This window comes from Marinobacter mobilis (assembly GCF_900106945.1).
GTDB classification, from domain to species: domain Bacteria; phylum Pseudomonadota; class Gammaproteobacteria; order Pseudomonadales; family Oleiphilaceae; genus Marinobacter; species Marinobacter mobilis.
Genome location: NZ_FNNE01000007.1, coordinates 68,335 through 93,567 on the forward strand (window position 1 = coordinate 68,335; position 25,233 = coordinate 93,567).

General features: G+C 60.1%; 18 protein-coding genes and 1 pseudogene. 16 read left to right on the forward strand and 3 right to left on the reverse strand.

The window, feature by feature from the left end; genetic code table 11:
- Positions 1-35 precede the first annotated feature (35 nt).
- From BLV11_RS11885 to BLV11_RS11895, 3 genes are all read left to right on the forward strand, one after another.
- Positions 36-1,229: a BaiN/RdsA family NAD(P)/FAD-dependent oxidoreductase gene (locus tag BLV11_RS11885; RefSeq protein ID WP_091814313.1), complete on the forward strand. Its 1,194-nt coding sequence runs from the start codon at positions 36-38 to the stop codon at positions 1,227-1,229.
- A gap of 98 nt (positions 1,230-1,327) precedes the next feature.
- Positions 1,328-2,611 carry an MgtC/SapB family protein gene (locus tag BLV11_RS11890; protein ID WP_091814316.1) on the forward strand — a complete coding sequence of 428 codons (1,284 nt, stop codon included), beginning with the start codon at positions 1,328-1,330 and terminating at the stop codon, positions 2,609-2,611.
- Between the two features lie 277 nt (positions 2,612-2,888).
- Positions 2,889-3,731 (forward strand): DUF6160 family protein, encoded by an 843-nt coding sequence (locus BLV11_RS11895; RefSeq protein ID WP_091814319.1) that lies wholly within the window; start codon positions 2,889-2,891, stop codon positions 3,729-3,731.
- 11 nt (positions 3,732-3,742) lie between these two features.
- On the opposite strand, the gene alkB is transcribed toward BLV11_RS11895, so the two are convergent.
- Entirely contained in the window at positions 3,743-4,387 is a 645-nt protein-coding gene (gene alkB, locus BLV11_RS11900; protein ID WP_091814322.1) for a DNA oxidative demethylase AlkB, read from the reverse strand.
- Positions 4,388-4,538: 151 nt separating this feature from the next.
- Between alkB and BLV11_RS11905 the strand changes: the two genes are divergently transcribed.
- Genes BLV11_RS11905 through BLV11_RS11915 form a run of 3 tightly spaced genes read left to right on the forward strand, consistent with a single transcriptional unit; the run spans position 4,539 to position 9,692 of the window.
- A complete protein-coding gene (locus tag BLV11_RS11905) occupies positions 4,539-7,409 on the forward strand; it encodes an HD domain-containing phosphohydrolase (RefSeq protein WP_245726013.1) in 2,871 nt (956 codons plus the stop codon).
- Positions 7,410-7,469: 60 nt separating this feature from the next.
- On the forward strand, positions 7,470-8,252 hold the full coding sequence (gene djlA, locus BLV11_RS11910; RefSeq protein ID WP_091814325.1) for a co-chaperone DjlA: 783 nt from the start codon (positions 7,470-7,472) through the stop codon (positions 8,250-8,252).
- 24 nt (positions 8,253-8,276) lie between these two features.
- On the forward strand, positions 8,277-9,692 hold the full coding sequence (locus BLV11_RS11915) for an amidase (protein WP_091814329.1): 1,416 nt from the start codon (positions 8,277-8,279) through the stop codon (positions 9,690-9,692).
- Between the two features lie 6 nt (positions 9,693-9,698).
- Here BLV11_RS11915 and BLV11_RS11920 read toward each other — a convergent pair whose 3' ends face one another.
- The gene (locus BLV11_RS11920) at positions 9,699-11,546 is read right to left on the reverse strand and encodes a sensor domain-containing diguanylate cyclase (protein ID WP_091814864.1); all 1,848 of its coding nucleotides are present in this window, start codon (positions 11,544-11,546) and stop codon (positions 9,699-9,701) included.
- A gap of 419 nt (positions 11,547-11,965) precedes the next feature.
- Between BLV11_RS11920 and BLV11_RS11925 the strand changes: the two genes are divergently transcribed.
- The gene (locus tag BLV11_RS11925; protein WP_091814332.1) at positions 11,966-13,831 is read left to right on the forward strand and encodes a sensor domain-containing phosphodiesterase; all 1,866 of its coding nucleotides are present in this window, start codon (positions 11,966-11,968) and stop codon (positions 13,829-13,831) included.
- 38 nt (positions 13,832-13,869) lie between these two features.
- On the opposite strand, the pseudogene BLV11_RS11930 reads toward BLV11_RS11925, so the two are convergent.
- A pseudogene (locus BLV11_RS11930) lies at positions 13,870-14,631 on the reverse strand (pseudouridine synthase).
- Between the two features lie 223 nt (positions 14,632-14,854).
- On the opposite strand from BLV11_RS11930, the gene BLV11_RS11935 reads away from it, so the two are divergent.
- From BLV11_RS11935 to BLV11_RS11970, 9 genes are all read left to right on the forward strand, one after another.
- Complete coding sequence (locus BLV11_RS11935) at positions 14,855-15,628, forward strand: ABC transporter ATP-binding protein (protein WP_091814335.1); 774 nt, start codon at positions 14,855-14,857, stop codon at positions 15,626-15,628.
- The gene (locus BLV11_RS11940; protein WP_245726014.1) at positions 15,618-16,574 is read left to right on the forward strand and encodes an iron-siderophore ABC transporter substrate-binding protein; all 957 of its coding nucleotides are present in this window, start codon (positions 15,618-15,620) and stop codon (positions 16,572-16,574) included. Before BLV11_RS11935 ends, BLV11_RS11940 begins: the two co-directional genes overlap by 11 nt.
- Positions 16,564-18,573 carry a Fe(3+)-hydroxamate ABC transporter permease FhuB gene (gene fhuB / locus BLV11_RS11945; protein WP_091814338.1) on the forward strand — a complete coding sequence of 670 codons (2,010 nt, stop codon included), beginning with the start codon at positions 16,564-16,566 and terminating at the stop codon, positions 18,571-18,573. Before BLV11_RS11940 ends, fhuB begins: the two co-directional genes overlap by 11 nt.
- On the forward strand, positions 18,560-19,309 hold the full coding sequence (locus BLV11_RS11950; protein WP_091814341.1) for a (2Fe-2S)-binding protein: 750 nt from the start codon (positions 18,560-18,562) through the stop codon (positions 19,307-19,309). The genes fhuB and BLV11_RS11950 overlap by 14 nt, the downstream gene beginning before the upstream one ends.
- A 98-nt stretch (positions 19,310-19,407) precedes the next feature.
- Positions 19,408-20,511, forward strand: a complete 1,104-nt coding sequence (locus BLV11_RS18675) for a methyl-accepting chemotaxis protein (RefSeq protein ID WP_245726015.1) — start codon at positions 19,408-19,410, stop codon at positions 20,509-20,511.
- A gap of 7 nt (positions 20,512-20,518) precedes the next feature.
- Positions 20,519-20,965, forward strand: coding sequence for a methyl-accepting chemotaxis protein (locus BLV11_RS18530; protein ID WP_245726025.1), 447 nt, complete (start codon positions 20,519-20,521; stop codon positions 20,963-20,965).
- A 201-nt stretch (positions 20,966-21,166) separates the two neighbouring features.
- Positions 21,167-22,885, forward strand: a complete 1,719-nt coding sequence (locus BLV11_RS11960) for a neutral/alkaline non-lysosomal ceramidase N-terminal domain-containing protein (RefSeq protein ID WP_091814345.1) — start codon at positions 21,167-21,169, stop codon at positions 22,883-22,885.
- A 326-nt stretch (positions 22,886-23,211) separates the two neighbouring features.
- Positions 23,212-24,948 carry an acetolactate synthase 2 catalytic subunit gene (gene ilvG, locus BLV11_RS11965; RefSeq protein ID WP_091814348.1) on the forward strand — a complete coding sequence of 579 codons (1,737 nt, stop codon included), beginning with the start codon at positions 23,212-23,214 and terminating at the stop codon, positions 24,946-24,948.
- Positions 24,945-25,214 carry an ACT domain-containing protein gene (locus BLV11_RS11970; RefSeq protein ID WP_217634568.1) on the forward strand — a complete coding sequence of 90 codons (270 nt, stop codon included), beginning with the start codon at positions 24,945-24,947 and terminating at the stop codon, positions 25,212-25,214. Before ilvG ends, BLV11_RS11970 begins: the two co-directional genes overlap by 4 nt.
- Positions 25,215-25,233: the final 19 nt, after the last annotated feature.

Sequence of the window (25,233 nt, forward strand, 5' to 3'; positions counted from 1 at the left end):
TACTGCCCGCCGGATCACACAAGCGGCGGGCAGGCATGACGGCAATCTCCAGTAACCACTACGACGTAATCATTATCGGTGCCGGTGCCGCCGGGCTGATGTGCGCTGCCACCGCGGGCTACCGGGGCCGCAAGGTGCTGGTGCTGGATCATGCCAACAAGCCCGGCAAGAAAATCCTGATGTCCGGTGGTGGCCGCTGCAACTTCACCAACCTCAACAGCACCCCGGCCAATTTCCTGTCGGACAACCCCCACTTCTGCATTTCCGCCCTGAAACGCTATACCCCGCACCACTTTCTGGAGCTGGTGGAACGTCATGGTGTGGAGCATGTGGAAAAAGCGGCGGGCCAGCTGTTCTGTGCCGACAGCAGCAAGGACATCCTTCAGATTCTGCTCACCGAATGCGACTGGTCCGGTGCCGAAATCCGCATGGAAACCGAGATCCGCGGGATCAGCGAGGCCAACAACGGTTACCGTTTAACCACCAGTGTCGGGACGTTTGCCTGCGAATCCCTCGTGGTCGCCTGTGGCGGTCTGTCCATTCCCACCATGGGCGCCACGGGCTTTGGCTACGACATCGCCCGCCAGTTCGGGCTGAAGGTCCTGCCCACGCGCGCGGGCCTGGTACCCTTCACCTTGCAGCCCGCCCTCAAAGAGCAACTGGCCCCCCTGTCCGGCGTCAGCTGCCCGGTGGAAGTGAGCTGTAACGGCATGAGCTTCCGTGAGCCGATGCTGGTCACCCACCGGGGGCTCAGCGGCCCGGCCATGCTGCAGATTTCCAGCTTCTGGCAGCCAGGTGACGAGCTTTCGATCGACCTCTTGCCTGGCGAATCCGCCAGCGAAAACTTGCAAACACTGCGCAAGGATGCTCCACAAAGCACTGTCGCCAAATACCTCAACCAGCACCTGCCCAAACGCTTTGCCCAGGCCCTCAACGACCTGAACCACTGGCAGGGGCCCCTGCAGGGCTACAAAAACACTGATATCGAGCAGGTCGCAGACGCCCTCAACCGCTGGCACATCAAGCCCTCCGGCACCGAGGGCTACCGCACCGCCGAAGTCACCCTTGGCGGCGTCGACACCCACCAACTGTCGTCCAAAACCATGGCCGTCAACGACCGCTCCAACCTGTATTTCATCGGTGAAGTGGTGGACGTCACCGGCCATCTCGGCGGGCACAACTTCCAATGGGCGTGGGCGTCGGGGGTGGCAGCGGGGAGTGACGCGTGAATACCTCATTGCCATGCCCGCAAGTCTTTGCCTATGCTAGAAAAAAGCAGCTCTGTCACTAGAGCCACGATCCGTCCCGGATACTGACAGGAATACCCATGGATGAAGTCGCCAACCAGTTCGTTGTCCAACACAGCACAACCCTGAAGCTTGCCGTGGCGTTGCTGCTGGGTGCCCTGATCGGGTTGCAGCGGGGCTGGTCGGCACGGGAACGCAAGTCTGGTGAGCGGATCGCCGGTATTCGCACTTACGCTCTGGCGGGGTTGCTGGGCGGGATCGCGGCGCTGCTGGAGGAAACCCTGACGATCTGGGCTTTTCCCGTCATTCTTCTCAGCCTGGTCGCGGTTACGCTGGTGTCCTACCACCAGCATCTGAAGGATTCCCACGACTTAAGCATCACAGGCATCCTGGGGCTGATCCTTACTTTCTGCTTCGGTGCCGTAGCGGTGGCCGTCGATCCGGTACCGGCTGCGGCGGCGGCCGTGGTAACCGCGATCATTCTGGACAACAAGAACGAGATCCATGGCTGGGTGCAGAAACTGCAGGCTCGGGAGCTGGATGCCGGCCTGAAGTTGTTGCTGATTTCGGTGGTCATGCTGCCGCTGCTGCCAAACACCAATATGGGGCCGGGAGGCGTTCTCAACCCCTATGAGATCTGGTGGATGGTGGTGCTGATCGCCATGGTGTCGTTTGTCGGCTATTCCGCCATGCGGGTCGCCGGCACCGAGAAGGGCATTATGTTCACCAGCCTGTTCGCCGGGCTGTCGTCCTCAACCGCCCTGACCCTGCACTTTTCCCGGCTGTCTCGGGAGGCCCCGGGCCTCAGCCCCCAGCTGGCATCCGGCATCCTGATCGCGTGCGGCACTATGTTCCCGCGCATCCTGGTGTTCTGCGCCCTGATCAACCGCGCGTTACTGCCCGAATTGATGTGGCCGGTGGTGACCATGACCCTGGTACTCTATCTCCCTGCCCTGGCCATCTGGTACATGAACCGGGACAGCCTGGCGGTGGAACAGCCCCAACTGAACCAGAACCCTCTTGAACTCAATGCCGCGCTGGTCTTTGGTGTACTGCTGACGGCCATCCTGTTCTTTGGTGAGCTGCTGAAGACCTGGCTCGGCGACCTTGGCATCTACGCCCTCGCGGCCACCTCAGGCATTGCCGATGTTGATGCCATCACCCTGTCCCTGACCCGGATGTCGAACGGCTCCATTGACATGGAAACCGCCGTTCTGGGTATTGTCATCGCCGCCACGGTGAACAACATGATGAAAAGCATCTTCGCGGCGACAATCGGCACCAGAGGCCTGGGATGGCGGGTTGCGGTACCGATGGTCCTGTCCTCCCTCGCCGGCCTTGCGGTGTTCTGGCTACTGGCCTGACACACCGTCGGGAACTGCACCGATCAGCCTCTTGTTGTCTCACCTCATTATTGTATTCCTGACAAAATAACGATCAGTTCACGAACAGGCGACATGCAGCTGCAATGGGCACAAGAACCGTGACGCTGATCATCTTTTGGCTTACAGGAAGTTAATACGATGCAAAATCGTACAACCCGATTTTGTTCCAGCCCTAAAAACAAAAAGCAAACTAAAGCGTCATAACAAGAAGAGCCAAAGCTCCATTCAATAACGGATAAAACAAAAGGGACATGTAATGACAGGCCTGAAAACAAGGATTTACCCGCTGGTGGTCACATCAGCACTGTGTCTGCCGCTGGCAGCCCAAGCGCAGTTCCAGTCGCTGTCTGACGAATCACTGAGCAGTGTCACTGGCCAGAGCGGTATTACCATCGAACTCAGCGCAGACCTCTCCATCGGTGAGCTACGCTATCAGGATGAAGGTAGCCTCGCCATTCGCAACATCCGCGTGGGTGGTGCCAACAAGAGCTCCTACTTCGATTCCAACAGCTGGGGCCCCGGCACCCAGTCCGGCACTCAGCTCGACAACCTCAAGCTCAACATCGATGTGATGGCCGATGGTGACCTGGTGGTGTTCGCCCAGCCAACTGTCGGTAATGCGGTGGACTTCGCCATCAGCACCGACGAATGGGTGTTGCAGAAGTCGATCGGCGGGGACGGTACCCGGCTCTTGAACTATCTCGACATGACGGGTCTGGCTTTGGACCTGCGGATGAAAGTGGACAATGACACCGGGCACCTGCTGATTGAGAGCACCTTTGGCATTGACGATCTGGATACCGAGATCGATTTCCTGGGCATCGGCATCCAGGATATGAAAGTGGCAGGGATGAGCTATTTTGAATCCCTCGGTAACTGGGGTTACGTCGGTATCAATGACATTGGAGCCAAGCTCGCCGTCGATATTCACACCGTGGATACGGCCGCTTACAGCAATGTGCTGGGCATTGACATTGTCCGTTTTGAAACCGACATCGACATGCCAATCATCACCCTCGGCAGCGGACCCTCCATTGGCCGGGTCACCCTCAACGATCTGCAACTCAACAACACCTCACTGGTGGTGTACGGTCACTGACCTTTCGCCGGTCAACCTGCCCGGCGAAAGGTCAGGTTGTACCGGCAACCGCCCGCTTGCGGATGGTAACCGGGCTTGAGCGGTAACACCCCGTGGTAGCGAAGGCGGGACGGCCCGCCCCAGACCACCACGTCGCCATGGCTCAGGATCACCTTCTCTGGCGTATCAGCTCGGCGCAGTCCGCCGAACTGGAACGTCACCGTCAGGCCCAGTGACACGGAGACAATGGGCTGGCTGAAGTCCTGTTCGTTGCGGTCCTGATGAAGAGACATGCGGGCTCCGGGCTGGTAACGGTTCACCAGACAGGCGTCAGCTGCAAAACCGGAAAACCCCGCCTGCGCGGCGGCTCGTTGCGCGAACTCTGACCACTGAGACGGCAGCACCGGCCAGGGTTCCCCGGTTAGCGGGTCGTCGGGCTGATAACGATATCCGCTGCGATCGCTTACCCAACCTAACGGCCCACAGTTGGTCATGGCCGCTGACATGGCGAAGCCTCCCGGGGTTTCCATGTGCCGGAACGGCGCCCGGGACGCGATTCGATCGATTGCAGCGAGCAACGCAGAGGCCTCCGCCAGCGCAAAACGCGGCAGCACCATAGCCCCGGGCGCAAGGCAAACGGGCTGAACATCATCACTTCCGAATAAATCCGCGGTCATCAATCCTGTCCGGCAGAAAAAAATCGCTGTGGTCACAAAAAGTGAGCAATACCAGCTATTTTAAAGTGAGTGGCGCTGAATCAGCCAGACGCTGTCGCCAACGGCCCCTGCAAAGCCGCCATTGATGAATCCACCCGGCAAGGAAAACGATTTGAACGACCAACGTCGGCAAAGCGCACAGATTTCACTGGCCCTGCTCATCGCCACCACCATAACCCTGGGTATGCTTGTGCTGGCCATGGTACTCATTACCCAGAGTTTCCGCGGGCTTGAAGTGGCGAAACTGAGCGCAGCCCGCGATACAGCGCAGCAGCTGGCCACCGCGATCAACGACCGCCTTGAAGCGATCACCAGGCCTCAGGCGATCGCCCTGCGGATACTCGCCGATGATCCGATGCAGTACTCCACTGATCTGGACGACCGGTTGGAGCGACTGCCGGTGTACGCCAGCATCCTGGAGGAAAACCCCTTGGTCACCTCCATCTACTCCGGCTTTGCCAACGGCGAATTTTTCCTGCTGCGCCGGCTTCGCGATTCAGACAGTCATTTTTTTCCGGATATCCCGGCAGGCTCACGTTACCTGCTGCGAACCATCACCTGGTTGCCACCAGGCATCATGGCCGTGGAGCTTCATTTCTACGATGACACATTGCAGCGCCTGCAGCGCCGGCCATTGCGGGATTACGATTATGATCCCCGCAGTCGCAACTGGTTTCGGCTGGCCATGGAGTCCGGAGAAACCATCCTGACCCCGCCCTATGTGTTTTTCTCGACACCGGAGGTCGGACTGACCCTGGCCCGGCGTTCGATGAACGGCACCATCGTGAACGGTATCGACGTCACCGTAACCGACCTGAGTCACAAGCTTGCGGAGCTTCGGCTCACCCCCGGCACCCAACTGGCAGTGGTCAATGACAACAATGAGCTGATCGCCTATAGCAATCCGGATGACCTCATCAGCAACGTGACGGATCCAAAGGCGCTGTCGAACCTGACCCTGCTCCGCGACCCAACCCTGTCGCTCATCGGGCATCTCTCGGACAAAGCCGACGTCATCTCGTTTGAAAGCCTGGGCCAAACTTATTACGGCTTATCGGTTGGGCTCAATGCCCTGAGCACTGACAACCTTCGGATCGTCATTGCCATTCCTGCCGATGAGCTGCTCGCCGATGCCTGGGCATCGCTGGCACTGCAGACCCGTATTGCGGTGGGTATTGCGGTTCTGCTGCTGATGCTTGGCTGGTTCCTCGGTAATCAGGTCGGAAAGCCGCTGGAAAACCTCACCGACCGGGTCGGTGCCCTGTCACGCTTCCGCTTTGACACCTCCGTCAAGGTTAAGTCCCGCATCCGCGAAGCCTCCAAACTGGGCGCGGCGCTGGATGACATGGCCCGAACCATACGCAGCTTCCAGAACATCGCCCTGACCCTGAACCGGGGCAAAAACCTGGATGAGCTGCTGAAAGATGTGCTGGCCCACATCATTCACATCGTAGGTGAGCGGCGGGGGGCGATCTATCTCTACGCCCGCAATGCCGAGCAGCTGAACATTGCCGTCAATGAAGGCCTGGACATCGCCAACCGAATTGAACACATCGCTCGCAATACCGACGACAACGACATCATCCACCAACTCCGCTCCGAAGTACCCGGTCACCCGATCTTTGCAATCCTGCGCAATCGTCAGAAAGACCTGGTGGGTGTGCTGGTCATTGAAATGGAGTCCGGAGACCAGGCGCACCTCAACGACGATCTGATCGTCTTCGTGGATGAAATCGCCGGGTCAGCCGCCGTTGCCATCGAAACCCGGGAACTGATCGAAAACCAGCAGGCGCTTCTGGATGGCATCATTCGCCTGGTAGCGAACGCCATCGACACCAAATCTCCATACACCAGTGGTCACTGTGAGCGGGTACCAAAGCTGGCGCAGATGCTGGTGGATGCCGCTTCAGCAAGCCAGGAACCGGCCTTCCAGGATTTCCACATGAGCGAGGACGAAGCCTATGAGTTCCACCTCGCCAGCTGGCTGCACGATTGCGGCAAGATCACCAGCCCTGAGTATGTCGTGGACAAGTCCACCAAGCTGGAAACGATCTACAACCGGATTCACGAGATCCGTACCCGCTTTGAGGTGCTGCACCGAGACGCCGAAATCCGCTACCTCAAAGACCGGATCAACGGCGTCGACAGCGACGAAGCCCGTAGCCGCAGGGATCAGCGCCAGCAGGAGCTGCAACAGCAGTTCGACGAGGTTGCCAGGGCGAATATTGGCGGCGAGTTCATGTCGGAGAATCACATCGCGCACATCCGGGTGATCGGCGAGCAGACCTGGCAGCGTCACTTCGACGACCGTCTGGGCTTGTCTCGGGACGAACTGCACCTGCTGGACAACATCCCTGCCACCTCACTGCCGGCGGAGGAGAAACTGCTGGACGACAAACCCCAGCACCTGGAGCACTGGGGCGACCGGATTCCACCGGTGACCCGTGGCGACCCCCGAAACAAATGGGGCTTCGATATGGACCTGCCCACCTACGCCTACAATCGCGGCGAGGTTTACAACCTGACCATCCAGCGGGGGACGCTGACCGCGGAAGAGCGCTTCAAGATCAACGAACACATCGTGCAGACCATTTGTATGCTCGACGCCCTGCCCCTGCCCGACAGACTGGCCAATGTACCAAGGCTGGCCGGCACCCACCATGAACGTATGGATGGCAAGGGCTATCCCTGCGGACTGCGCGCCAAGGATATGGGCGTGCCGGAAAAAGTGATGGCGGTGGCTGATATTTTCGAGGCCCTGACCGCGACCGACCGCCCCTACAAGGACGGTAAGACATTGACCGAGGCGCTGGGCATCATGGTCCGGATGGTAGCGGAACGGCACATCGACGGTGACGTATTCCGGCTATTCGTGCTGTCCGGGGTCTACCAGCAGTATGCCGAAACCTTTCTGGCGCCGTCACAGATCGACAAGGTGGACGAGGACGCCCTGCTTGAACCGCTTTACCAGATGTCGCGGTAACGGCACCCTTGACCCGGTATACTCAGGCAGCTATCTGTCTGAAACAATAAGGAACATACCATGTTTTTCCCGATGATCATCGGCGGCCTGCTCGGCTACCAGCTGGCACGATTTCCCGGACTGCTGGTTGGCGCCCTTGCCGGTGTCCTGATCACCCAATACTTGCGCAACCGCCTGCGAGCCCGTCTGACCGACCTTCAGTCTGCGTTTATAGAACCGATGTTTTCGGTGATGGGCGCTCTGTGCAAGGCCGATGGCGTAGTCACCCGTGACGAAATCCAGGTGGCCGAGACGTTCTTTGCGCGCTTCCGCCTGTCTGAGCAACAACAGGCCATGGCAAAAGCCGCCTTTAACCGCGGCAAATCTGCCGACTTCGACCTCGACGCTGAAGTGGCACGCTTTCTCCGTATCAGTAATGGCCAGCACCTGCTGCTGCAGCTGTTCCTGCAGGTGCAGGTATCGGCCGTCGCTGCTGACGGGGTTGTGCACCCCCAGGAACACGCCATGCTGGTGCGTGTAGCCCGGGGCCTTGGGTTACCCGAGGCACAGGTGGAACAGCTCGAAGCCATGTTACGTGGCGCCCACGGCAGCGGCCATGCCGGCACCTCACGCGCATCCTCTGGTCAACAGCTCGACGACGCATACAAGGTACTGGGAGTATCGCCATCCGTCAGTGATGCCGAACTGAAGAAGGCCTACCGCAAACTGATGAGTGAAAACCATCCTGACAAACTGGCGGGACGCGGTATGCCGGAGAGCATGCGGGAACTGGCAGAAGAGAAAACCCGGGAAATCACCCATGCCTATGACATTGTCACCGAAGCCCGAAAACAGGCCTCCTGATGAGCCATCCACGGAGACTGCACAATGACCGTAATTGAGACGCCGAAAGCCATCCATGCATTCACAGATGATGCCCTCGGTGATTACGACGCCACCGCACTGGCCAATGCCCTGAAAGCCCGCAAGGTCGGCCGCCAGGAGGTACTGCAGGCCTGCCAGCAACGCGCCGAACGGATGGCGCCGCACCTGAATGCCGTGGTGTCCCTGGCTACGCCGGTACAACCGGTAAGCCTGACCAATGACGGAGCCTTCGCCGGGGTGCCCACCTACATCAAGGACAACACCGATGTTGGCGGCTACCCGACCGGTCACGGCAGCGCCGCCCTGAGCCCTTCGCCCTGCCGCAAACACAGCCCCTTTACCCGCCAGTATCTCGATCAGGGGATGGTGTGTATGGGCAAGAGTACGCTGCCCGAGTTCGGATTCAATGCCACCACCGAACCTGCCCACAGCGACCCCACCCGTAACCCCTGGAACCTGGCTTACTCCTCAGGAGCGTCGTCGGGAGGTTCGGCAGCACTGGTGGCTGCCGGGGTGGTCCCGATTGCCCACGCCAACGATGGCGGTGGTTCCATTCGCATTCCGGCCGCCTGTTGCGGGCTGGTCGGTCTCAAGCCCAGCCGCGGACGCCTGGTAGATAACCCCGCCGCCCGATCATTACCGATCAATATCGTCGGTGAAGGCGTGGTCACCCGCAGTGTCCGCGATACCGCCAATTTCTACACGGAAGCAGAAAAACACTTCCGCAACCGCAAACTGCCCCCAATTGGCAAGGTTATAGGGCCTGGCACCAAACGGTTGCGTATTGGCGTGGTGGTGGATTCCATCAACGGTCAGCCGAGTGATGCCGCCACTCGCGCCACCGTGGAGCATACCGCTTCCCTGCTGGCAGATCTCGGTCACCGTCTGGAGCCCATGCCGGTGCCCATTGGGGACCGTTTTCCGGAGGATTTTGCATTGTACTGGGGGTTCCTGGCTTCACTGGTCCGCGGTACCGGGCGCTGGGTGGTGGACAACAGCTTTAACCACCAGCAACTCGACGGGCTGACGCTGGGGCTGCACCGGATGTTTCTGGCCAACCTGCAACGACTGCCCGCGGCCCTGTGGCGACTGCGCCAGAGTATCGGCCAGTACGAGCGCGCCATGGCCAGCTATGACGCTGTGTTGATGCCGGTGGTCAGCCACACCACCCCTGAACTGGGTCACCTGAGCCCGGATCAGCCATTCGACACGCTCTTTGAACGGCTGAACCGCTACGTCGGCTTCACCCCTCTGGCCAATGTGACCGGCGCACCCGCGATCGCCCTGCCGATGGGGATGACCACGGACCATCTGCCCGTTGCGGTTCAACTAATGGCCGCGACCGGTCAGGACCGAACCCTGCTGGAGCTTGCCTTCGCCCTGGAGGAAGCCGCGCCGTTCCGGACATTAGCCGGGTAGACCGTTTCAGGACTCCTGTTCACTGGTTGCTGCATGGGGCTGATAACCGACCACCCGGTTACGCCCCTGGCCCTTGGCCTGATACAGCGCCGTGTCCGCTCGCTCAAACAGCTCCTTGGTCTGGTCCGCATGCTCCGGAATCTGCGTGGCAACACCGACGCTGACGGTCAGACTGATCACTTCCTCGGAGATGCGGAATTCCATCCGTTCGATTTCCTGACGGATTTTCTCCGCCACCCGCATCGCGCCGCCATCCGGCGTGTCCGGAAGCACAACCACAAACTCTTCGCCACCGAACCTGGCCGCCAGATCCTGGGGGCGGGTCACCACCTGGCGGATCATGTCGGCGACCATCTGCAGGCAGTCGTCTCCCACCAGATGACCGTAGGAATCGTTGAACTGCTTGAAGTGATCGATATCTACCAGCAATAGCGACAGCGGCTGGCCAAAGCGATAGGCTCGGACACACGCGGACTGGAAGCTGGCATCGAAATGTGCCCGGTTCTTCAACCCGGTCAGCGCATCGGTGGCGCTGAGTTCCAACAACTGGGTATTCAGCTTCTCGAGGTCCCGGGTTCGCTCCAGTACCCGTTCTTCCAACCGGGCATTGGCCTCCCGCTGGACCTCCAGGGATTTTTCCTGGGCCGCACGTACTTTGCGTTCTTCCGTCAACAGCCGCCGCTGCGCCAGAAACGAGAGTTGCTTTTCCCTGTTCAACCGGTTCGCCAGAGCCATCGACAAGAGGATGACCCCCAGCGCCGAGCCGATCTGGGTGGCGTTCTCGGTGATCAGGTTTCGAGGCAGCACCGTGAATTTACTCAGCGCCAGCACAATACCGCCAAACAGCATCAACACCCAGGCGACCGTATAGTAGCGGGCGGCCGGATCTTTCAGTACCCAGCGGTAGACACTCAGCGCCAGCAGCACCAGGCAGCCAACGGTCGCCAGGGCGATGGTGGGCATGATCATCAGCTGGTATGGCAACACCAGCCCGGCTATGGCCATAATCAGGGCCAGCGCCACGCCGAATATCACCATTGCGCTGAGTTTCGGGTGATTGCTGGGAAGCACGCTGAGGAAGCGCATACTGAAAATGCCCCCGAACACCACCACCAGATTCAGGAACACCACAATGGACTGATCGTTCCACCAGGTTGCCTCTGGCCAGAGGTACTGGAACGACAGGCCTGTCAGGCTGCCGAGGAACAGGGGCATGGCGGTGATGTAGCCAACGTAGTAGAGAAAACTCCTCTCGCCCATAGCCAGATACACAAACAGGTTGTACAGGATCATCACCAGGATGATGCCAAAATAGATACCCTCAAACAGATTCGCAGACTGGTCGCTGATGTGGAAAGCCGCCTGATCCCAGAGTGTCAGCGGCACCTGTATGGAACTGGTGGAGGCCACTCTCAGATAGACGGTAACCGGTGCCCCGGCCTTCAGCTCTAAGGGAATCACGAAATTCCGGTGCAGTATCGGCCGTTCATAGAACGGCTGCTTGTCGCCCAACTGAAGTGTCTGCACCAGTTCACCGGAGGTCTGTACGTAGACCTCAACGTGATCCAGCACCGGGTAGGCAAGCTCCAGTAGCACCGATGCCGTGCTGCTGGCCTGAGGGTTGATGACAAAGCGGAACCAGTAGGCCCCGGTGCTGTAACCAAAGCTGAGATTGCCGGCAGGGTTCGGTGTCCATGACGAAGGCGGCAGCTGCGCGAGCTGCTCGTAACTCAGTCCGGTCTCCGGCTCTCTGAGGTAGTCAACATAGGGGGCGACATCCACCCGCTGACTGTGAACCTGCCACAACAGTGGAGCGGACTGGGCACTGATCGCCGACAGCAGGGCAACCAACATGAAAAGCAGTCTCTGAATATAGCTCACGCTTACTTAACCTGAATTGTTCTTTTTTTGGGCTACCAGGGGAGTATGAAGCATGTTGCGGCAACACGCTGCCATGGGAGACAAAAATCTGAACGCCGAAACAAAAAGCAACATATGACACTTTCTGACATTTCAGATCGCCCTCCCGACCGGCTGCGCTTACAGCACCTGCCATACAGGAGAAGAGGTTACGCGTCAGCCTTCCCTGCACCCGACACTCTGGAACAAAAGTACCAGTCTGATCAAACGCTTCAGCAACCGGGACAATACCTCAGCCCGGTAAGTGGACAGTTTTTTATGTCGTTGCCATTATGAACAAGGACCGGGTTTGTCAGCCCGGCCCGGGACGGCGTATGGGCAGGTCCCGATACTATGGAGCTTTCGTTAACTACATGACTGATAGCCACCTGTTTACCAGCTTCCACGAAAAACTGATGAAGCTCAGTCATAGTCCCGAGTTCATCAACGAGCCTCGGGAACTGAAGTTGGCTGCACTGACCACTCTGTGTGCCAAGGCTCTCGGAATCGAGCGGGTCAGCGTATGGATCCTGAGTCATGGCGCCGATCGCATGACCTGCGAATACCTGCATGACAAACACCGGGATCCGTCCGGACAGGACAGCAGCAACCATTCCCCCCTCGTTCTGTACCGCAACGACCACCCGAACTATTTTGACTCGTTAAGCCTTGCCCGGGTCATCGACGCCACCGATGCCCGCAACGACTCGCGTACAAGCTCTTTTACCGAAAACTACCTCACCCCACTTGGTATCCATTCCATGCTGGACGCGCCTATTTACGACGGCGCCCGCCCCAGTGGCGTGCTTTGTCTGGAGACGCTATCCAAGAGAGTCTGGACGATACCGGAACTGTCGTTTGTGGTGGCCATCGCCGATACCGTCAGCCTGATCAATACCCATGAGGCCTGGCTGGAATCCAAACGCAAGCTGGATTACCTGACCCACTTCGACAGTCTGACCGGATTGGCTAACCTGTATTCACTGCGCGAGCGGCTGGGCTACCGGATCAGCCAGGCAGCGCGCATGAACAACGGAGAATTCCTGTTGCTGTGGATCGACCTTGACCGGCTCAAGGTGATTAATGACGGCCTTGGGCCCGATGTTGGCGATCAGGTAATCGCCGAGACCGGCCGCCGGCTGGCCAACATACCTATCGCCCAGTCAGACCTGCTTGCCAGAATCGGTGGTGATGAGTTTGCCCTGCTGATCGACGATCAGGGCGGCAGACAGCGGCTGGACGAACTGATCGGGAAGATCCAGGCACAGACCTGCCTGCCCATCAGCATCAACGGCCAGCAACTGTGTGTCACAGCCAGCATCGGTATCTGCCGCTTTCCTGACGACGGCCATGATGCCGAAACCCTGTTGCGCAGTGCAGAAGCCGCCATGTACTACGCAAAAAAGCACGGCCAGGGGCAAAGTTACCGTTTCAACACCTCCATCCAGACGACGGCCCGCTCGCTGTTCGCCCTTGAGCGGGAGCTGCGGGATGCCATTCATCAGGATCAGCTGAGCGTCTACTACCAGCCGATCTTCAGCACTGCCGACAAGTCGCTCGACAGTGCCGAAGCGCTGGTTCGCTGGCAGCACCCGAAACGGGGCATGCTACCGCCCATTGAGTTTCTTGAGATCGCCCGCGGAGCCGGGCTGATGTATGAGCTGGGGGAATGTGTCCTGCGCCAGGTTTGTCGCGACGTCCAGCAAGCCCGCCAGCGCGGTATCGAGCTGCCGCATATTACCGTTAACCTGGCATCGGAACAGGTGCTCAATCCGGAACTTCCAGATTTCATTGCGAGAACCTGCGCCGCGTTTTTCATTCCCCCCAGTGCGCTGCACTTTGAGGTGACTGAGGACGCGATTCAGGGTGACTCCCGCTCGCTGCGCAAAACCCTGCAAAGAATTGTTGCGAACGGATCGGAGTTAGCGATTGATGACTTCGGTACCGGTTACTCCTCATTGTCCCGCCTGAAGACCCTGCCCTTTGCCAAGCTGAAGATCGATCGCTCGTTCATTCGCGACATTCCCAACGACGAGGACGACTGCGCCATTACCCGCTCGATTATTGGTTTGGCCAAAGGCCTGGGACTGTCGCTGGTGGCCGAAGGGGTGGAATCCCGTGCACATGAGGAATGGCTCGAACGCCATGGCTGTCAGTTTCTTCAGGGCTACCGCTACAGCAAGCCAGTGCCCTTCGAGACCCTGATTCAGGAGTTTATTGCCATACCGGCAGCGCACTGAATCCAGCGACACCGGGTGACCCGATGCCGGTAGGCGCCTCAGCGCACATCCAGCCCCTGCAACACCGAATCAGGAAATATCGCCAACACCTGCAGGAAACTCGCCTCAAGAGGCGCTTCAATGGTGATGTCCTGGCCGGTCTGGGGGTGGCGGAAGCGTATGGCGGTGGCCGCCAGCATCAAGCGCCCCTGACCAAATCGCTCGGCGAAATAGCGATTGTGCCTGCCCCGGCCATGGTTCGCGTCACCGATAATAGGGTGGCTGATGTGCTTCATGTGACGTCGTAACTGGTGTTTCCGCCCAGTCTTAGGGAAGAGTTCGACCAGCGCATACCGGCTGGTGGGGTAAGTCTCAATGGCCACATCGAGCTGCGTAGTGGCGAGGGTCCGGTACTCCGTCAGTGCTTCCCTTACCGGCTGCCCCAGCCCCCGCAGACGACGATCTTCAGGCTCGTCCCGTAATGGGTGATCGACCCTCCCCGATTCCGCTGGCCAGCCACGCACCACCGCCAGGTAACGTTTGCTGACCTACCCCGCCATCATTTCCAGTCCCAGTTCACGGGCAACCTCCCGGTCCCGGGCGAAGACCAGCACGCCGGATGTCGGCCGGTCCAGACGGTGCACCGGAAAGACATGACGGCCACCATTGAGTGCCCGCGCGTACTGCAGGGCAAACTCGGTTTCATGGCGGTCAATGGGGCTGCGGTGCACCAGCAAACCGGCCGGTTTATGGACCACGAGCAGAGCCCGATCCTCATAAAGCAGGGTCAGGGGATTATCGAAGGCAGTATTTGCAGACATGGTGGGGCATTCGTCAATTGGATTGGACGGCCAGGCATTCTACGCCGACGACTGAACATACCCCAACCCTTACCTTCACTGACGGAACTCCCACCAATTCAAACCCATTTCATTATTGATAATCGTTCGTATTAATATTAAGATCCATGATCTCCGTGAGCATCAGGTCGCTCCGGCAACCTTATCAGAACCTACACCTACGGCCAGCCTGTCAGGAATCTCCATGTCGGCATTCTTCCAGATTCGCAATCTCCAGGTTTCAGCCGGAGATACGGTTATCCTCAAGGGGCTCAACCTCGACCTCCACGACGGTGAAGTTACCGCTCTTCTGGGCCACAACGGCTCCGGAAAATCGACCCTGCTTAAGGCGCTCGCACGCCAGTTAAAACCGCGGGGCGGCGGTCTCACCCTGCGCGGCGAAGCTTTCGACAGCATCCGCCAGCGGGATTTCGCCCGCGAGGTCGGGTACATGCCGCAGTACCCACCCGCCACCGACGGGCTCACTGTGCGGGAGCTGGTTGCGCTTGGCCGCTATCCCTGGAAAGGTCCACTGGGTCGTTACCGTGACGAAGACCAGCAATTGATAGACCAGGCCATTGAGGACACCGGGCTGCGCCAGTTCAGTCACCGTAGCGTCGACACCTTGTCCGGCGGAGAGCGCCAGCGTGCCTGGATCGCCTTGTTGCTGGCCCAGCAAACCCGCTGCCTGCTGCTGGACGAGCCCATCTCCGCCCTCGACGTTGTGCACCAGGTCGACACCCTGCGCCTGATCCGCTCGCTGGCGAAGAAGCGCGGTCTGACGGTGGTGATGGTGCTTCATGATGTTGATCTGGCGGCACGATTCTGCGATCGCCTGATTGCGCTGAAAAACGGCAGCCTGGCCGCCGACGGTTCACCGCAACAGACCATGAACACCCGCACGCTGGAGTCCATCTATGGCATCGCTATGGGGGTACTGGAAAGAGCGCCCGGGCACTGGGTATCTTATGTCCACTGACCAACGCCGGATACCGCTCCGGGCTATCCGCACCCACCTTCTGTATCTTCTGTCCGCGCTGATGTTCGTCAGCCCCTGGGCCCGGGCTGGCAGCTGGCAGCACGAGCGGGGCACGCTCACTCTGGATACCATTCCCGAACGCGTGGTCTCCCTCAATTGGGCGGCAACGGAAGCTCTGTTGCTGTTGGGGGTCACCCCCGTTGGTATGGCCGACCGCGACTACTATCCGGTCTGGGTCCAGGAGCCACCGTTGCCCGAGGGCATTGCCAACGTTGGCGCCCGCAGTGCTCCCAGCCTCGAAGCCATCAGCGAACTGCAACCGGATCTGATCGTGACCAGTGGGCAGCTGGCACCGGCTTACGAACAGATCAGCGCCATGGCGCCGACCTACGTCATCAGTGTGTACGACAAAGACGTCAATCCAGCCGAGCAAGCACGGAACATGTTGCTGACCCTGGGTGAGATGCTCGGCCGGGAAGCCCGGGCACACGAAGTCATCAACCGTATCAATGCCGAGATTGCAGCCAACCGCGCCCGCCTGAAAGCCGCGGGTCTGACGGACCGGCCGTTATCGGTGGTCAGTTTCATGGATGACCGCCACGTACGCATCAACACCAGCAATGGCCTGCTCCAGGCCGGCCTTGAAGGCCTCGGCCTGAGCAACGCCTGGCCTCAGCCTGGCAACTTCTGGGGTTTTTCTATGGTGGGGCTTGAAAGTCTGGCGCCGCTTACCGACGCCCGTCTGGTGGTAATTTCCCCAACGCTGCCCGGGCTTCGGGAGCAACTGCAGCAAAGCCCGTTCTGGCGTCATCTGCCAGCCGTGGCGAACAACGAGGTCTTCCAGATTGACCCGGTCTGGACGTTTGGCGGAGTCAACGCCGTTCGCCGCTTCAGTGAACTGCTGACCCAGGCACTGCTGGCAGGCGGGAGTGACAATGTCCGCTGAGCTCACCACCCGTTCTCTGCGCCTGCCTGCCAACACCGCGCTGATCTGGACGTTGGGACTGTTTGCCATCACCTGGCCGTGGGTCGGGAAACTGCCACTGCCAACACTGCTGGCCGCCATCGTCACCCCGGATACCGACCACTTCGACCAGATCATGATCCATTACGCCTGGGCCCCCAGACTGGCCATGGCCATCCTGATTGGTGCTGGCCTGGGACTCGCCGGAGCGGTACTACAGCAAATTCTGCGCAACCCGCTGGCCTCGCCGACGACGCTGGGGGTGGAATCCGGCGCCCAGCTGGCGATCGCAGCCTCCTCCCTTTACTTCCCGAGCCTGCTGGCGCCCAGCCCAGACATCACCGCCGTCAGCGGTGGCGTGTTGGGGACCGGCCTGGTGATTGCCCTGACCTGGCGCCTCGGATTTTCCCCGGTTACCGTGATTCTTGCCGGTATGGTGGTAAGTTTTGTCCTCGGCGCCGTCAACTACGCCTTGCTGTTGTTGAACGGGGAATTCCTCGGCCACCTGTTCATCTGGGGCGCAGGATCCCTGGTGCAGAACGATTGGTCGCAGTTTCAAACGCTCTGGCCCCGGGTTGTTGGCCTCGCGTTGGCAATGGTTCTTCTGATGCGGCCGCTGCAGCTGCTGCAGCTCGGCGCTGGCTCTGCACGCGCGTTGGGTGCCCGGGTAATAGCCTTACGCCTGCTGGCGCTGGCCCTGGTGATTCTGATGACTGCCTGTGTCGTGAGCCGGGTGGGCGTCGTCGCCTTCATCGGCCTGGCGGCACCGGCGCTGGCACGAATGCTCGGGGCCCGCACCCTTCAGCAGCATTTGTTCTGGAGTACCCTGCTGGGGGCTGGCCTGCTGTTACTCGCTGACGCCTTCGCGCAACTGGCCACCCAGTGGATTGGCGGCTCCCTGATACCCACCGGAACAACAACCGCACTGATTGGCGGCCCCATGCTGCTGCTGGCGCTGCGGGGAATGCACAACAACCACCACAGCCCCACTCACAGCTCCGAACCCGCCACACTGGCGCTCAAGCGACGCTCCCTCTGGTTTCCCGCAACCATCACCCTGACGTTACTGGCGGCTGTTGTGGTGCTCTCATTGTCCTGGTCCCCGAGCCTCCAGGGCTGGCAGTGGAAGTCTCTGTCCGCCTGGCCGGAACTTTGGAATTGGCGGGGCCCCAGGCTGATAGCCTCGGTCACCGCCGGTATGATTCTTGGGGTTGCCGGCACGTTGATCCAGCGCCTGACGGGCAATGTCATGGCAAGCCCGGAACTGCTGGGAATCAGTGGAGGCGCCGCTCTCGCCATGGTCGCCCTGAGCCTGTCCGGAATGAGCGTGGGGAGGTCCGGGCAACTGGTTGCCGGCGCGATCGGCGCCGGGCTCGTGCTTACCTTACTGTTCCTGATCTCCCGCCGTCACCGCTTTTCCGGCCACCAGCTGCTGCTGGGAGGCGTTGCCATCTATGTATTCATGGACGCCGGCATACGATTGGTGCTGTCCAGTGGCGATACCGAGTCCATGAAGCTGCTGAACTGGCTCTCAGGCTCAACCTGGCTGGTGACAGCGTCTGAAGCTTGGGCCCTGGTGGTAATGGCGGCGGTTCTGATCGCGGCCGCGTTATTGTGCTCCCGGTTGCTGACCATCCTGCCACTGGGCGAAGGGTCGGCGCAGGCCCTTGGTGTGCAGGTTCCCGTCGCCCGAGTCACGCTTCTTCTGCTGGCCGCACTGCTGACCGCGGCCGCCACCATCGTGATCGGCCCACTCAGTTTCGTCGGGTTGATGGCCCCGCACATGGCGCGAATGCTCGGCCAGCAAAGCGTGGTTCGCCAGCTGCTGCTTGCGGCCCTGGTAGGCGCAACACTGCTGGCTGCGGCGGACTACCTGTCGCGGGTCATTCTGTTCCCCAATCAGTTACCCGCCGGCATTCTCGCCGCCGTGATCGGTGGGTTCTATTTTTTCTGGGGGCTGAGCCGGCATGCTCAACGCTGACAGCGCTGCCCTGGACCACTATCCGGGCTTACTGGCACAGACCGGCAAGTCCGCAGTTGACCTGTGGGCGACCCTGCCCCCGAGGCAACCGGAACCCGTCGGCACCACCCTGTCCCTGGCCAGCATCCTTGCCAATCCGGGCGACTTTTCGCGGCAACTTGAAGTGGCCGCCGCCCACCGGCAAACCGAGCCACGAGTGCTGGCATCGGTGATTCACCAGAACCTTGCCCTGGAAGTCCTCGGCCCGCTCACCATGCAACTGTTTCTCAAAGGTACGACCCGGTTGCCAGACCCGCAAGAGCTGCGATTTGATGCCTTCGGAGACCACGGGCGCTGGCGCGATCAGGGAACCGGCGCCGAGGTCTCGGTCGCAACCTACATTGAGCAGGTCGCGGATCGGGTTAATGCCTGGTATCCGGTGTTCCGTCAGCAACTGGGCGTCAGTGCCGGGGCTTACTGGAGCAGCACCGGGCTGGGACTCTGTGCGCCCTATACCGCACTGCACGACAGCGCGCCACCAGAGCGTCTGTGCGACCTCGCCAGTGCCTGGCTGACCCGATTCAACTGCGACGCGAAGCGCTTTATTGACTGGATTCCGTTCCGTATCGGCAGCAACGATTGTGCGATTCCACAACGGAGGGGCTGCTGCCAGAAGTACCGCCTGGCGGAGGGCCGCTATTGCGGCACCTGCGGCATCTACCGCAAGCAGCGGATCATCGCCACCACCGCAATCTGAAACAAAATTACTACATACTCCCTATCTCCAGTTCCTGCATATACTGTTACTGTAGCCCGCCATCCCGGACTTCCTCCAACGCCCACAAAGACTGAGCTATGAACTGGTATAACCGAAGCATTCTCAACCGAGTTCTTACCATCATCGTCGCGGTGAACCTCGTATTCGCGGTTATCGCAGCGTTCTATATCGCCAATTCAATGCAGTCCAGAGATCGCTACGACCACCTGACCGGGGTGGAAATGGTCGCGGCACTGGAAACCCAGGATCTGCTCATTAGCTTCAAGACCCAGGTGCAGGAATGGAAGAACGTGCTGATCCGTGGCGCCGATGCCGAGCAGCTCGACAAATACTGGAGCCGGTTCCAGCAACGTGAAACGGATATCCAGTCTGGCCTGGACGCCCTGATTCCCCGTATCGGCAATGAGCAGGCCGCAGATCTGTTACGCAAATTCCAGCGGGCTCATCAGACCATGGGCAGCGCCTATCGCCAGGGATACCAGACATTCGTGGATGCCGGCATGGACACTAATGCCGGCGACCGGGCAGTAGCCGGCATTGACCGGGAGCCGGCCAAGTTGATCGACGAGGCCGTGCAGGCCATTCGCAGCGAAGCTCTGGCCCATAGCGAGTCACTCAGCGAACAGGTCGCCGCATCCTCATTCCGGATGGGCTCGATCCTGCTGGTCGCTATCATCGCCGGCACCGTCGCCTGCCTGCTGGTGCTGATGCGAGCAATTATTCGCCCCACCCAGACCATTATTGGCCAGTTGCAGAATCTGGGTAACGGCGATCTGTCTGACCCGGTGACTCTGGTCCGGGAAGATGAGCTCGGCCAGCTCGCCGACGCCGCCCGCCGGCTCCATGAGTTCCTCGCTGGCACCAGCACTCAGATGACGGCGACGGCTCATCAGCTGAAGGAAACCCGCGACATTATCTCGGTCAACGCCAACCAGGTATCCGCCGAGTCAGAACAGGCCCACCTGCGCATCGACCAGATTGCCACCGCGATGAACGAAATGTCAGCCACGGCTCAGGATGTGGCCAGCCATGCCGTGTCCGTAGCCAGCCAGGTGCAGGAAACCTCTGACCAGACCCGAGACGCTGATGGCCAGATCAACAACGCCATGGACAGCATGAACCGTCTGGCAGAGCAGATTCGGACGTCCTCGGAGACGGTCAACCAACCTGCTCGCGCTTAATGCCGCCATCGAAGCGGCCCGTGCCGGTGAAGCCGGTCGCGGCTTTGCGGTAGTCGCCGACGAGGTCCGTAATCTGGCGGCCAAGACTCAGGAGGCGACGGTAGAAATCGACCGGATTATCGATGCCATTGCCTCCGGCTCCCGGGATGCCACCGAATACATGCAGGCCAGCGAAATTGTCACTCAGGAAACCACCGAGGCTGTAGCCGCCGTTCGTGAAAGCCTGAGCGATATCAACCAGCGGATGAGCAGCGTCAACGATGCCACCACCCAGGTCGCAACCGCTGCGGAAGAACAAACCAGTGTCAGCGAGGACATCAGCCGCAACGTCACCGAAGTGGCGGAGATTTCCGAAAACATGAGCCGGGCTGCCGGGGAAAACCTGCGCACCCTGCCCGAGCTTGAACGTATGGCCAGCGAAGCCGAGGCCATTGCAGCCCGCTTCCACCGATGACCCCCGACGGTACTGCAGACTCTGCAGTACCGTGCGTTTCCACACCACCTGGCGCCGACAATGTTCGCCTCTACCGGCGCCTTATTCCCCCGCTACTGTCTCGCCGGGCCATTCCCCGCCAGCCCCATGACACCAGACACCACTTTGGCTAGCATGGCAATAGGTGACTATATATCACGTTATAACTGACGAGGATGCCTCATGTATCAAGCCGGCTGGAGCAAACGCCAGTTGCCCCTCAAGCCCCAGGGTTATGCCATGCACGGCTATGGCCAGTGGCATCACCGGGCCCACGCTACCCGACTGCCACTGATGTGCCGAGCGATTGTTCTCCATGACAGCCACCAGCAACACCTGATGTTCTGTTGTCTTGACCTTGGCTATATCACCCATGCCATCAGGGAGGGTATCTGTGAGCGCCTCGGCGCATCGCTCGGCAGGGACTTTAACGCCGAGCAATTGGTCCTCACCTGCACCCACACCCATTCCGGACCCGGCGGATGCAGCCAGGACGGTCTCTATAATCTGGTCACCCCGGGCTATGTACCGGAATACGTGGAAGCCATTGTCGATACTGCCTCGCAGACCATCCTCGACGCCTGGGCATCCACGGAGCCCACCGATGTCTCGCTGTCCGTTGTTCGCTTCGACAATGACACCCCGGTGGCCTGGAATCGTTCCCTGATCGCCTACAACCAAAATCCGGAAGTAACGCCGCTGGATAACCACCACACTCACCTGGCGCTGGACCGCTCCATGCCCGTCCTGGCTTTCAGGCGCCAAGGCCAGACCCAGGCGCTGGTATCGCTGTTTGGAGTCCATGCCACCTGCGTTGGCAGCGGTCAAAAGGCCTTTGACGGCGACAACAAGGGCTATGCCGCCCGCCATGCGGAACAGCAGCTGGAAGCGGATGGCAGCCGCAATCCGGTGGCGATTTTTGCCCAGGGGACCGCGGGCGATGTTTCGCCTCATTACCATGGCCCCGGTCAGAAACGCCGACGCAAGGCCATCCATGGCGAAGCCGAGTATCAGTACGCCTGCCGCAATGGCGAGTTCCAGAGTACTCTGGCACTCAGCGCCCTCGAGGCAGTGGGTACCGCGATTGCACCGCACCGGCTGGAAGCCCTGCTCAGCTACCTTCACCTGCCAGGTCGCAAGGCGGACCCGGCGTATGCCGATGGAAACGGCGAGGCCTACACCAGCGAGCCCTGCCATGGCGTCCCGTTCTTTACCGGCACGCCGGTCGACGGCCCAGGCATGCCCGGGATACTGGCGGGGCCCGCAGCCTGGCGGGCGCGAAGGTTACGACGTAAACGCCTGATTAACGTCAATGATCCCGGCTACCGGGACTATCAGCGTCTCTACCTGGCACAGGGCGCCAAGGACATACTGCTGGAGGCAGGCCGCAAGCAGGTGCTGGGCTATCCGCTGGCGCGCTTGCCTTTGCCGGATTTTGCCGATCCGCTGGTTGCAGAGATGAAACGCCAGGCCCGCCTCGGCGCCCTCAACCAAAGCGATCTGGTACCCTCCGTGCTGCCCTTGCAGATTGTGACGATTGGCCAGATGGCGCTGGTCTGCTGCCCGGGTGAATTCACGACCGTTGCCGGCCAGCGGGTACGGGACACCGTGGTGGCCCAGCTGACCGGATCGGGCATTGAGCAGGTTCTGCTCATGAGCTACTGCAACGACTACATGGGCTATGTCACAACCCGGGAAGAATACCAGCAGCAATGCTACGAAGGAGGTCACACGCTATATGGCCAGTGGACTCTGGCGGTGTTCCAGACCGGCTTCGCCGAACTGGCCAGACAACTGAGGCTGCCGCTGGAACAACGCAGTTACGACCGCGATACGCGTCCTCAGCCGGCACCGCCAACGGAGCTTACCCTGCGCTGCAATATCAAGCCGCCCGGGGCCTGAACCGCGATCCACGGTCCCGCTGATTCCAATCAAAAAATGATATTTAGAAAAAAAGGCTTGAAATCAGGTAAATGCGTAGGTTAGATTTTATCCACTTGTTATCGAACTCAATCGTGTGAAGAACAGCAAAGAATGAACTTCAACGCCGTCATCGTCCTAGTCAAGCTTGTCCTGGTGGTCGTGGTACCAACCGGGGGCTTTTACGTGGACGAGCGGATGAGATAGCGACAACATCCAGAACGAACACCAAAGCCCCCGGCACCGCAAGGTACCGGGGGCTTTTTTTTGTGGCCAGAACATCAGCAAAGCATCAAGGAAACATGACCATGAACGGCGCTCAGCACATACTTCAGGCGTTTAACCGCCACCAGATCGAAACGGTTTTCGGCTACCCGGGCGGCTGCATCATGCCGCTGTATGACGCCCTGGTGGATGCGGAGAACGTCGAGCACGTGCTGTGCCGTCATGAACAGGGCTGCGCCCTTGCCGCCGATGGCTTTGCCCGGGCCAGCGGCCGCCTTGGGGTTTGTATCGCCACTTCAGGCCCCGGCGCCACCAACCTGATCACCGGCGTTGCCAACGCACACCGGGATTCCGTTCCGATGCTGGTTATCACCGGGCAGGTCCCTTCCGCCCTGATCGGCACTGATGCCTTCCAGGAAACCGATGTTCTCGGCATGGCGCTGGGAATCGTCAAGCACAGCTATCTGGTGACTGATGCCGCGGAGCTGCCCGCCATCATGGAAGAGGCCATCGCCCTCGCCCAGAGCGGGCGCCCAGGCCCGGTATGGGTCGACATTCCCAAGGACATTCTGTTGACGGACGTTAGTCCTGCAGCCATTACCCCGGCACCAACGGCCACAACTGCTCCCGCAGACATCAGCGACGCCCTGGCCCTGCTCAGCAAAGCCCAGCGCCCCCTGCTCTACAGTGGTGGAGGGGTCAGCCTGGCCGGTGCCGAAGAGAGTTTCCGCAATTTTGCCGGTCAATCCGGTATCCCCGGCGTGGTCACGTTAAAGGGTATTGGCAACCACGATCGCCAGGATCCGTTTTACCTTGGCATGTTGGGAATGCACGGCTCCCGCGCTGCCAATCTCGCGGTGGAGGCCTGTGATTTGCTGTTGGTGATCGGTGCCCGTCTTGACGACCGCGCCACCGGCAAGCTGGACGGATTCGCGCCCAATGCCCGGGTGATCCACATCGACGCTGATGCCGCCGAATTCCATAAGCTGCGCAAAGCCGACATCGCCATGGGGGGCGACCTGAGCCGCCTGATGGCTCAGTTTGCCACGGCCATCAACGCCGCACCGCTGGCCATTGACGACTGGCAACAGCAGTGCAGGAACTGGTGCGCCACCAAAGGCTTTCAGGCCGCCGATAATGACGAACCCGAAGCGCCGATCAGTGGGCCTTCCTTTGTTCGCCAACTGTCCCGTATTACCTCGGACGACACCGTAATCGCCTGTGATGTTGGCCAGCACCAGATGTGGGTAGCCCAGCACTACCGTTTCAACCATCCCCGCCACCATCTCACCAGCGGCGGTCTGGGCACCATGGGCTTTGGGATGCCGGCCGCCATCGGCGCCCAGTTCGCCTGCCCAGGCAAGACCGTGATCAATGTCAGCGGTGACGGCTCATTCATGATGAATGCCCAGGAGCTGGCCACCATCCGTCGCTACCGCCTGCCGGTCAAACTGATCGTTATGGATAACCAGTGTCTGGGCATGGTGCGCCAGCAGCAGGAGTTGTTCTATGACAACCGGGAAAGCCAGATCAACCTGGACGACAACCCGGATTTCGTTGCCATGGCCCGGGCCTTCGATATCCCGGCCATCAGCATCCAGCGCAGTGACCAGATTCGTCGCGGTATCGAGACTATCCTCGCGTACGACGGTCCGATGTTGCTGCACGTTGCCATCGCCCGCGAAGACAACGTGTGGCCTATCGTCAAACCCGGCGGCAGTAACCGCGACATGCTCGATGAAAGCAGCCAGCGAACGCCGGGAATACGGCAACCGAACGGTGAAAACCCATCCACCAACGCCAAGGAGACAGCGGCATGAACACGCCCCATCAGCACCACATCCACTGTGAAATGAACCCGGAACCCGCCGCCATCGAACGGCTCTGCCAGGTCATTCGGGTACGGGGATTTCAGGTAACGGCGATGACCGCTGAGCTTCGAGGCAGTCGCTGGGAAATGACGTTTACCGTGGAAGGAACGCGGGCGGTGGCGATGCTGCAGTCACAGCTGGAAAAACTGCACACGGTAACGCAGGTGCGAACGGACGCAGAAACCGAGGCGGAACCGGCTCGGCGTCTGGCCTGAGCCGGGAGAGACGGTGGCC